The sequence below is a fragment of the Mycobacterium scrofulaceum genome, from assembly GCF_001667885.1.
Taxonomy (GTDB): domain Bacteria; phylum Actinomycetota; class Actinomycetes; order Mycobacteriales; family Mycobacteriaceae; genus Mycobacterium; species Mycobacterium scrofulaceum_C.
On sequence record NZ_LZJW01000098.1, the window covers coordinates 17220 to 28048 of the forward strand.

At 68.8% G+C, this 10829-nt stretch carries 9 protein-coding genes; 4 read left to right on the top strand and 5 right to left on the bottom strand.

Annotated features, from left to right (window positions below):
• Position 1: 1 nt before the first annotated feature.
• Entirely contained in the window at positions 2–1033 is a 1032-nt protein-coding gene (locus tag A5681_RS15355) for an LLM class flavin-dependent oxidoreductase (RefSeq protein WP_067276292.1), read from the top strand.
• A 4-nt stretch (positions 1034–1037) separates the two neighbouring features.
• Here the strand turns inward: A5681_RS15355 and A5681_RS15360 are convergent, their stop codons facing one another.
• From A5681_RS15360 to A5681_RS15370, 3 genes are all read right to left on the bottom strand, one after another.
• Positions 1038–4961: a bifunctional diguanylate cyclase/phosphodiesterase gene (locus tag A5681_RS15360; RefSeq protein ID WP_082968368.1), complete on the bottom strand. Its 3924-nt coding sequence runs from the start codon at positions 4959–4961 to the stop codon at positions 1038–1040.
• A 91-nt stretch (positions 4962–5052) separates the two neighbouring features.
• Positions 5053–5499 carry a nitroreductase family deazaflavin-dependent oxidoreductase gene (locus A5681_RS15365; RefSeq protein WP_067276293.1) on the bottom strand — a complete coding sequence of 149 codons (447 nt, stop codon included), beginning with the start codon at positions 5497–5499 and terminating at the stop codon, positions 5053–5055.
• A gap of 10 nt (positions 5500–5509) precedes the next feature.
• Positions 5510–5938: an HIT family protein gene (locus A5681_RS15370; RefSeq protein WP_067276303.1), complete on the bottom strand. Its 429-nt coding sequence runs from the start codon at positions 5936–5938 to the stop codon at positions 5510–5512.
• Between the two features lie 47 nt (positions 5939–5985).
• Between A5681_RS15370 and A5681_RS15375 the strand changes: the two genes are divergently transcribed.
• Positions 5986–7377, top strand: coding sequence for an amidase (locus A5681_RS15375; protein ID WP_082968369.1), 1392 nt, complete (start codon positions 5986–5988; stop codon positions 7375–7377).
• On the opposite strand, the gene A5681_RS15380 is transcribed toward A5681_RS15375, so the two are convergent.
• A complete protein-coding gene (locus A5681_RS15380) occupies positions 7372–7869 on the bottom strand; it encodes a DNA-deoxyinosine glycosylase (protein ID WP_067276294.1) in 498 nt (165 codons plus the stop codon). The genes A5681_RS15375 and A5681_RS15380 overlap by 6 nt on opposite strands.
• A 231-nt stretch (positions 7870–8100) precedes the next feature.
• Here A5681_RS15380 and A5681_RS15385 point away from each other — a divergent pair, with 231 nt between their 5' ends.
• Entirely contained in the window at positions 8101–9237 is a 1137-nt protein-coding gene (locus A5681_RS15385) for an adenylate cyclase regulatory domain-containing protein (protein ID WP_197498615.1), read from the top strand.
• Positions 9238–9516: 279 nt separating this feature from the next.
• Positions 9517–10101 (top strand): hypothetical protein, encoded by a 585-nt coding sequence (locus A5681_RS15390; protein ID WP_067276295.1) that lies wholly within the window; start codon positions 9517–9519, stop codon positions 10099–10101.
• A gap of 16 nt (positions 10102–10117) precedes the next feature.
• Here the strand turns inward: A5681_RS15390 and A5681_RS15395 are convergent.
• Positions 10118–10829 (bottom strand): sensor domain-containing protein (locus tag A5681_RS15395; RefSeq protein ID WP_197498616.1); only part of this gene is annotated, 712 nt, incomplete at its 5' end.

Below are 10829 nucleotides of genomic sequence, written 5' to 3' on the forward strand. Positions count from 1 at the left end.
CGTGCGTCTTTCCGTCCTTGACCTCGTCCCGGTGCGCACCGACCAGACCACCGGCGATGCGCTGGCGGCGACCGTGCAGCTGGCCCAGGCCGCGGATCGGCTGGGTTTCACGCGCTATTGGGTCGCCGAGCACCACAACATGCCGTCGGTCGGTGCCACCAGCCCGCCGGTCCTGATCGCCTATCTGGCCGCGCAAACCACGCAGCTGCGCCTCGGGTCAGGCGGCGTGATGCTGCCCAATCACGCGCCGCTGGCGGTGGCCGAGCAGTTCGCGCTCTTGGAAGCCGCCGCCCCGGGCCGCATCGACCTCGGCATCGGGCGGGCGCCCGGCTCCGACCCGGTGACGTCCTACGCGCTGCGTGGGAGTCGCGGCGACGAAGACATCGAGAACTTTCCCGAATACCTCGACGACGTGGCGGCGCTGATGAGCGCGCGCGGCGTGGTCGTCCCGCTGCGCTCCGGTGACTACCGGCTCAAGGCGACCCCGGCCGCCGCCGGCGAGCCGACGCTGTGGTTGTTGGGATCGTCGATGTACTCCGCGCACCTGGCTGCCGCCAAGGGACTGCCGTACGTCTTCGCCCACCACTTCTCCGGCCAGGGGACCGAAGAGGCGCTGCAGGTGTACCGGTCCCAGTTCAAGCCGAGCGCCGTGGCGGCCGAGCCGGTCACTTTCCTGACGGTGAACGCCGCCGTGGCCGAAACCCGGGACGAGGCAACGGCGTTGATGCTGCCCAACCTTCAGATGATGGCGAGGCTCCGCACCGGCCAGCCCCTCGGCCCAGTGCCGCTCGTCGAGGAGGCCGCGGGCGCCGAGCTGACGGCGCAGCAGCAGCACATCGTGGACAGCGGGCTGGGCCGAGCGGTGCTCGGTACGCCCGCGGAGGCCGCCGACCAGCTCCGGGCGCTGGCGCACCGGTTCGACGTCGACGAGGTGATGGTCAACCCCGTCGCATCTGCCCATCGCGGCACCGACCCGGCCACCGCGCCGGCGCGGGTCGCGACGCTCGAATTGCTGGCCAAGGAATTGTTCTAACCGGTCAGTCCGTCACGCTCGATCGTCCGGAGTCGACCGGCCCCGCGATCGCGTTCCTGTCGATGATCCAGCGGCGAAGTTCGTCCGGCGGCAACGGCGGGCTGTGCACGAAGCCCTGTGTGATGGTGCAGCCGCAACTGCGCAGCGCGCTCAAGGTCAGCTCGTCCTCCACCCCTTCGGCCACGAGGTCGGCGCCCAGATTCTGAGCCAGGTCCACGGTGGACTGCACGATGGCCACCGACCGGGGATCCTGGGCCAGCCGAGCCACGAATCGCCGGTCGAGCTTCAACTCGTCGACCGACACATCCTGCAACCGCGCCAGCGACGACCACCCGGTTCCGTAGTCGTCCAGCGAGATGCGAACGCCCAGCAGCTGCAGGGCGGCGACGGTGTCGCGGGACCGCTCCGAGTCGACGAGCGCGCTCTCGGTGATCTCGATGATCAGCGCGTCCGGGGGCAGGCCGTGGTTCTGCAGCAGCCGCTCGATGGTGATCGCGAGGTCGAGGTCGAGCAGGTTCGCCGTCGCCAGGTTCACCGCGACGGTCAGCGGGATGCCCTGTTCGCGCCAGGACTGAATCTGCTCGAGCGTCAGGTTGATCGCGCGGTGGGCCACCGCGCGCATCAAACCGGCGCGCTCCGCGGCGGGCAGGAATGTCTCCGGCAGCAGTAGCCCCCGGGTCGGATGCTGCCAGCGCAGCAGCGCCTCCACGCTGTGGACGCTGCCGTCGTGCGCGTTGATCTTGGGCTGATAGTGCAGTGTCAACTGGTCGCCATCGTTCAGCGCGGCGCGCAGCTCCCCGACCAGATTCGGATCGTGGTCGCGATCGACCTCGAAGGCGGACTCGTACACCGCGATCCTGGTGAGCGCCGACTTGGCGTGCGGGACCGCCGCCTCGGCGCGATTCAACAGCTCCTGAGGGTGGTCGCAGTGGTCGGGGTAGAGGGCGATGGCGATGCAGGCATCGATCTCCACGCTGATCGCATCGAGCTCAATCGGGATGCTCAGGCCTTCGAGCAACCGGCCGGCCTGGGCCCGCGCGGCCACCAGGTCCGATCCGTCGCCGAGCAGGATGGCGAATTCTTCGTCACTCACCCGCGCCAGCAGATCGTCGCGACGCACGTTGCGCGCGAGCCGGTTTGCGATGCGCCACAACAGCTCGTCGCCGAAGTGGCGGCCGACCGAGTCGTTGATCTCCCGCAGGTTGTCCAGATGCAGCAGCAGCAGCGCCCGCCGCGATGAGGCCCGGCCCGACGACGCCGAAGCCGACAGCGCGGTCAGCGCCGTCGCCAGTGACCGTCGATTGGGCAGCGTGGTCAATTGGTCGGTCATGGCTTGCTTGTGGCTCTCCGCCAGCATGCTGACATCGCGGAAGCTCACCGAGAAGCGCGCGGCGACCGCGACCAGGCTCAGCGCCGCAAGCGTCGAAGCGAGCCGCGAATTGTGTCCCAGGATGGCCACGCCGAGCGCCACGACGGTGCACGTCACCGGCACCGCGTAGGAGGCGAGTCCGCGCCGTGCCGCCGGTATCGCCGACGACGCACGCGCCCAGCTGGCCATCGCCACCAGCAGCGACGATGCCGGCCAGAGTGCGTCCAGCGTCGTGCCCACGCGGTACGAACCGGCCGAGGTCTGGAAGAGGTACACGGTGTCCGCGACCGCGAAGCCCACCAGTCCGGCGACGAGCAGTCCCCAGCGAAACTCACGGCGCCAGCCCAGTACGGGCAGCATCCCGACCGCCAGGGCCAGCAGCACCAGATCACCCCACGGGTAGATCAGACCCACCAGCACGGTCGCCGGCGTGCGGGCCGCGGCGGCCTGCATGGGTCCGGCGCGCAGCGCGGCGGCGAGCGCGGCAAAAGCCAACGCGCACACCAGGGAATCGAGCCGGATGGGCATCGGCACCCGTTTCAGATGCGATCGCATCAGCAGCAGAATCCCGGCATAGACGAACGGATAGAACGCCAGGTATTCGGGATCGGCGATCGATGGCGAACGCGCGTCTGGCACCCACAGCGCATAGACGACGTCACCGAGCGCCGACAGTGCCATGCCGGCCGCGATCATCGACCACGCAACCCGGTCGGCCCGGAGCCGGTACGCGCGAATGGCGATCAAGGCGGCCGCTCCCAGATTCAACGCCGAATAGAGGGATTTGGCGAAAAGGACGCTGTGTCCGGCGTTCGGGAAGAGGGCGCTGGTCGCGGTGAAGGCGAGCACGCCAATCGCCAAGACGGCCAACCCAATTCGGATCGTCGTCGGCGGCCACCGAACACTGTCGAGCCCGTCCTGCGCCTGCGCCGGTCTCGGCGTCGTCAGGTCAGCGGCACGCCTGAGCTTCGGGGCGGTGCTCGCCTCCACCACGTCGTCCACCACCGGAGGCGGGCCGCTCAGCTGGTCGACCGAAAACGAGTAGGAGAGCGGCAAGTCGGGCACGAAACTGCGAACGCATTGGCCGCCTTCGCGTTTGGCGGTATACATGGCCAGGTCCGCGTGACGGAGGAGCTGTTCGACGCTGCATTCCGACGCGGCGGTGGCCACCGTGAAGCCGACGCTCGGCCGGACCGGTATGGGAACGCCGTCCACCAGGATCGGGGTGTTGAACGCCTCGAGAACCCGTTGCGCCGCCTCCCGCGAGTCCTCGACGGAACCCTCGAGCAGCACGGCGAATTCGTCACCACCGAGGCGAGCGGTGACGCAGTTGTCGCCCAGGGTGGCGGTGAGTCGCGCGGCCACTCGAACCAGCAGTTCATCGCCGGCGGGATGGCCGAGGGCGTCGTTGACCGATTTGAAATTGTCGAGGTCCAGGAACAGCATCCCGATGGGTGCGCCGTCGCGTTCCCGACGGGCGACGGCCTCCTCCAGCCGCTGCAGGAAGTAGGCTCGATTGGCCAGGCCGGTCAGGCTGTCGCGGAAGGCTTCCCGCGCGACCTCCGACAACAGGCTCTGGTTCTCCATCAAAACGACGAACTGCCGCGCGAGCACCGCGGCCACCAAGATGCCCAGCGCGAACAGCAGCGGCCCATGCGCCATCAATCCCACCGCGTGCGCCAACCCGACCGCCGAGGCCACCACCAGTGGCAGATACGGCAACCACAAGCGGGTGCGCGAGCGGATCTCCTCGCTGCGCGACGCCGGCAGCGGCAACTCGTTGACGCTCGCCAGCGCGGCCAACGCGATCATTCCCAACCCGGCCACCCTGCCCAGGTCCACCAGGGCGCTGACCTGGTAGGTGCCGACCCCGCTCCTGAACACCGTCGCGATGTCGGCGATGCTGATCGTCGCCACTCCGCCCGCCAACAGGTTCCGGCTGTGGATGTCGCCGGTCACGCCCCGCGCCAGCAGCAGGATCGCGATCGTCAGCAGGACGACGTCGTTGAAAACCTCGGCGACCGTCGCCACCCGCGGGCCGGTGTCTACCCGCAGCTCCTTGTCGAGGACGAAGACCCACGACACGACGAACAGGGAAGTCGCCACGATCAGGCCGTCCAACACCAGTCGCCGTGGACTCTTGCGGGACACGCGCGACAACAGCATGAGCGACGCCATGGCGCCGAACGGCCAGAGGAGCAGCACGATCTCGGCTTTGGCCGGGTGCGTGACGTGGGCCAGCACCGGACGCAGCTCGTAGACCGCCCAGATGACCTCACCGACCGCCCAGCCCAAGAGGGCCGTCAGCATCGCCAGCCACCCGAACCTGTGCCGTCCGGTCGCGAAGCGGGCCGCATATCCGGCGCATGCCGCCCCGAACAGCAGGCAAAGCGCCAGCACGATCTCGTCCACCGGCCGGGTCGCGTAGGCGCCCTCCCAGCCGGCGATCGACGACGTGACCACCAGCGTGGCCGCCAGGGCGTAGGTGACGAGGAGGAGCCAACCCAGACGCGGGGGCAACCCTAATCGCCGCCACGGATTTCCCGCCCAGGGTTTCATGCCCGCTCCAGCCGATCGGCGCCGTGTGGTGAGCAACCGAGGAGTTCACCGCGCGTTTACAGGAGAATAAACCTCGGCGCGGCGTTCGAGGTCAACGCCGCGTGAGTACCACAACCGGGATCGGCCGCGACGTTTTCTTCTGGTAAGCCGCGTATCGGTCGCCATTGTTCTTGTTGACGATCTGCCATAGCCGCGCGTAGTCGGGGTCGTCGGGCAGCACGGGGCGGGCGGTCACCGCGAAACGCTTTGGCCCCACATTGATCTCCGCGTCCGGATGCTTGCGCAGGTTGTGATACCAGCCGGGTGCCCGAGGGTCGCCGCCCTTGGAGGCGACGACGAGGTAGTCGTCGCCGTCGCGTGCATAGGTGAGCGCCGCGGTCCGGGGCTGTCCCGTTTTGGCGCCCACGGTATGGAGCAGCAGGCTCGGGATCAGCAGCATGCGGTGGCCGATCCAGCCGTTCGACTTGCGATAGACGGTGTCGTGTACGCGCAGAATCCGCGGCAGTAAACCCTGCTCAACCCAGGACGGAAGTGCCATCCGCCCAGTATTACTGGCTGGCGTCGATGCGGGCCAGGGCCGTACGCAGGATTTGCGCGGTGGCGTCCCGGTCGGGGTCGCGCCGCAGGAGCATCCCCTTGGCGACCGACAGCTTGTCGCCGTTGCGCCGGGGCAGCACGTGCAGGTGGATGTGAAACACCGTCTGAAAGGCGGCGCTGCCGTCGTTGATGGCGATGTTGGTGGCATCGGCCAACTCGGTCGCGCGGGCGGCGCGGGCGATCCGCTGACCCATGGTGACCATGCCGGCCAGCGTCTCCGGGGGCGTGTCGGTGAGGTCCACGGTGTGGCGTTTGGGGATCACCAGGGTGTGACCGCGGGTGAACGGCCGGATGTCGAGGATGGCCAGATAGTCGTCGTCTTCGCAGATCCGGATGGCGGGGCCCTCACCGGCGACGATCGCACAGAACACGCAGGACATGTCGCCCACGGTACTGGCCGGCGCGATGTGGGGGATACGCTGCCGCAGTGGACGCTCGCGAGGTGGCCTTTGCCGGCGCGGCCGCTCAGGTGAGGATGCTGGCCGACGGTGAACTGACGGCGCCCGAGCTGCTCGAGATCTACCTGGACCGGATCGCGCGGATGGACAGTCAGCTGCGCTGCTACCGCGTGGTGCTCGCCGACAGCGCGCGCTACGAGGCCGCCGTCGCGCAGGACCGCCTCGAGGCCGGCGAGCGGCTCCCCCTGCTGGGTGTGCCGATCGCGATCAAGGACGACGTCGACGTTGCCGGCGAGGTGACGACCTACGGCAGCGGCGGGCACCGGCCCGCCGCGACGTCCGACGCGGAAGTGGTGCACCGGCTACGCGCGGCGGGCGCCGTCATCATCGGCAAAACCAATGTGCCCGAGCTGATGATGTTCCCCTACACCGAATCGCTGACCTTCGGTGCGACCCGCAACCCCTGGAATCCCCGGCGCACCCCGGGCGGCAGCAGTGGCGGCAGCGCCGCGGCGGTGGCCGCGGGCCTCGCTCCGCTCGCCCTGGGATCCGACGGCGGCGGCTCGATTCGCATTCCGGCGATCTGGTGCGGCCTGTTCGGCGTCAAACCGCAACGGGACCGGGTGTCGTTGGAGCCGCACGACGATGCCTGGCACGGGCTGAGCGTCAACGGTCCGCTGGCCCGCTCGGTGCTCGATGCCGCGATGTTCCTCGATGCGACGTCGACGGTCCCGGGGCCGGAAGGGGAGTTCGTGGCCGCCGCGACCCGTGCGCCCGGGAGGCTGCGGATCGCCCTGAGCACCAAGTCGCCGACGCCGCTGCCGGTCAGGGTCGGCAAGGCGGAGCTCACGGCGGTCGAACAGGCCGGCGCGCTGCTGCGCGACCTGGGCCACGAGGTGATCACCGCCGACCCCGACTATCCGCCGTCGGCGATCATGACCAATTACCTGCCGCGCTATCTACGCGGCATCAGCGACGACGCCGACTCGCTACCGCACCCCGAACGCCTGGAAGCGCGCACCCGCAACCTGGCCCGCGCCGGTTCGTTCTTCTCGGATCACCGCATGACGGCCCTTCGCGAGGCGGAGCCGGCGCTGACCGCCCGGATTCAATCGATCTTCGATGACGTCGACGTCGTCCTCACGCCGGGCAACGCAACCGGCCCGTCCCGCATCGGCGCCTACCAACGCCGCGGTGCGGTGTGGACGCTGCTGGCGGTGGCGCAACGCGTGCCCTACCAACAGGTCTGGAACCTCACCGGACAACCAGCCGCGGCCGTGCCGTGGGACTTCGACGGTGACGGCCTGCCGATCGCCGTGCAGCTGGTGGGCCGACCGTACGACGAGGCGACCCTGTTGTCGCTGGCCGCGCAGATCGAAACCGCCCGGCCATGGGCGCACCGCCGACCGCCGGTGTCATAGCTGCGCTGAGATTTCGCGCCAGGCGGCCAGCTTCGACTGCGGCGGCACGGCATGCGCCGGGCTCGTCGACGGGAGCCGCCGGTACTGAACCCGGTCGTCGGGCCCGACCAGCCTGCGGTACAGCTCGGCCGCCTTGCCGCCGTTGAAGTACACCCGCGTGATGGCGGGGTAGCGGGCGTACAGTTCACCGAAGTCGTTGACCACCAAGCTTTTCGGCTCGATCGCCGAGTCCGCGCTGCCCACCCGGCGGCATGCGCGCACCACGTCCCAGAGGGCCACACCGGCCGATTGCAGTGCGGCCAGCCGACTTTCGTAGGGCGCTGTCGCGTCGAAGCCGAACAGCTCCGCGGTGATCCGCCAGAACGCGTTCCGCGGATTGGCGTAGTACTGACCCACCGCCAGGGATTGCACGCTGGGAAACGAGCCCAGGATCAGCACCCCGGCGCGTTCGTCGACGACGGGCGGGAATCCCCGCAACAGTGGTGCGCTCATCGCTTCACATCATGGCTCGCTGTGTCTGCGCTGCGCTCGCGGTCGGCGGTGTCTGTTTGGCGCCGACCCGCTTCGCCCGGCTGTGTCTGTTGGCGCCGACCCGCTTCGCCCGGCTGCGCCGCGCTCGCGATCGGCGCACGCCGCGCTCGCGGTCGGCGGTGTCTGTTGGCGCCGACCCGCTTCGCCCGGCTGCGCCGCGCTCGCGGTCGGCGCGCGTTGTACGTTGGCGAAGTGGAGGACGACGGTCACAACGGCGCCGACCCGCACATCGAGGACCTGCTCGACGGACTCGAGGGCACCGCACGCACCGAGCGGGCGGAACTGGTGGAGTGGCTCCTCGAGCAGGGCGTCACCCCGGAAGAGATCCGGACGACCAATCCGCCACTGCTGCTGGCCACCCGCCACCTCCTCGGCGGCGACGGGACCTACGTGTCCACCCGAGAAATCAGCGAGACCTACGGCGTGGACCTGGCGTTGTTGCAGCAAGTGCAGCGCGCCATCGGCCTGGTGCGCGTGGACGACCCCGACGCGGTGGTGCACATGCGCGCCGACGGCGAGGCCGCCGCCTTCGCCCAGCGGTTCGTCGACTTGGGCCTCAATCCCGAGCAATTGGTGCTCGTGGTCCGGGTGCTCGCCGAAGGCCTGTCCCGCGCCGCGGAGGTCATGCGCTATGCCGCCCTTTCGACGATCATGCGCCCGGGAGCCACCGAGCTGGAAATCGCCAAAGCGTCAAAGGCATTGGTCGGCCAGATCGCGCCGATGCTCGGCCCGATGATCCAGCACATGCTGTTCATGCAGTTGCGGCACATGATGGAGACTGAGGCCGTCAACGCCGCCGAGCGGGCCGCGGGCAAGCCACTCCCGGGCGCGCGCCAGATCACGGTCGCGTTCGCCGACCTCGTCGGCTTCACGCGGATAGGCGAAGTGGTATCGGCCGAGGAGCTGGGGCACCTGGCCAACCGGCTGGCTCACCTCGCCCGGGACGTGACCGTGCCGCCGGTGCGGTTCATCAAGACGATCGGGGACGCGGCGATGTTCGTCTGTCCCGAGCCGCTGCCCATGCTCGACGTGGTCCTGAAGCTCGTGGAGGCCGTCGACACCGACAACGACTTCCCGCGGTTGCGGGCCGGCGTCGCCTCCGGCATGGCGGTGAGCCGGGCGGGGGACTGGTTCGGCAGCCCGGTCAACGTGGCGAGCCGGGTCACCAGTGTCGCGCGCCCGGGAACCGTGCTGGCGGCGGACTCGGCCTGGGAGACGATCGGCGACACCGGCGAGTTCACCGGCTCCTTCGCCGGTGCGCGCCGCCTCAAAGGCATCAAGAACGAGGTGAAGCTGTTTCGGATTCGTCGCGGCGACCGCGGAGACTGACTCGGGGATGCTGCCGACATGGGCAGGCCCGGACGACTCTAGGGGGCGTTTGACTCCGTCATGCGCGGGTCCTACGCGGCCGGTTTTCTACCCTGACATCCGGCGCTTGGAATTGGTCGTTTCCGGGCCTGCTTCGCTACCAAAAATACAACTTTGATCAGCGCATATCAACGGGTTCTGGGCAGTCGGCCGCGGCTTGCGGCAGGCCGCGTCACAACGATGGGTTCGCCGCGGGTGAACACTATTCACTTACGCTTGTAACGATGTAATCTTGTAATTATGAAATCGCATCACACGCACGGCCGGCGCTACGGCCGACCCGGCGGCTGGCAGCAGGCCCAGCAACCCGACGCCAGCGACGCCGCCGAATGGTTCGCCGGACGTCTGCCCGAAAGCTGGTTCGACGGTGATCCGACGGTCATCGTCGACCGCGAAGAGATCACCGTGATCGGACGGCTGCCCGAGCTCGAGGGCTCGGCGAACGAGCAGAGCGAGGCCCGTGCCGAAGGGCGTGCCTCCCGGTTCCGCGAGGAGACCCGTTCGGAGCGAATGCGCATCGCCGACGAGGCGCAGGATCGCTACGGTCGCAAGGTTTCCTGGGGCGTCGAGGTCGGCTCGAAATCCGGCCCGGAGCGGATCTTGTTCACGCACATCGCAGTACCGGTGATGACGCGCCTGAAGCAACCGGAGCGGCAGGTGCTCGACACGCTCGTCGACGCCGGAGTCGCGCGATCGCGCGCCGACGCCCTCGCCTGGTCGGTCAAGCTCGTCGGCGAGCACGCCGAGGAATGGTTGGCCAAGCTGCGCAGCGCCATGGCGGCCGTCGACGACTTGCGCGCCGAAGGCCCGGACCTTCAGTCGTAGGCGAAAGCGCTCTGCGCTAAGCGTTCTCGACTTTGGCGACGATCTTGTCGACGATCTGGGTGCCCTGATCGGTGATGTGGTATCCGCACGCGTTGACGTCGACGATGACGTTGTTGGCGGCGCTGATCGCGCGCTGGCACTCCCAGCCGTCGGCGCCTTCTTGGGTGTCCAACACGGCAATCTTCGGCGGACTGCCCTGAATCTGGGCGAAGGTCCACCGATAAGTCTTGCCCTTGTTCGTCACGGTCACCGTCTTGCCCGCGCAGCCCTTCCACTTGCCCGCCGACGTCTCCAAGAAAGCCTTCGCCTTATCGGCGGACGGGAAGAGGACGACGGCCTGGTTGACCCAATGGTCGTAGTTGTCTCCCGGCTCCGACGACACCAGCCCCTGCACCGCTGAGTAACCGGTGCCCGAGTACACCGGGCTCTGGGTGGTGTACAGCGCCCCCTGGCAGTCGGGTTGCGACACCGTCAGCGACGAGCTGTCCATCGACTGAATGGGCTTGCCGGGCTCCATGGTTGACGATCCCATGACGGAGTTGATGTCGGAGGCGCCCAGCAGAAGCGCGCTGAGGCGCTCGGCCGGTATCGGGTCCGGTGCCGGCGCGGGCTTGGGTCGCACGACGAGCCAGATTCCCACGGCGCTGGCCGCGAGGACGACGACCAGGGCGGCGACGCCGGCGACGATGGGCCAGGGGTTGCGTCGTTTGGGTGGGGGTTGGTTCCAG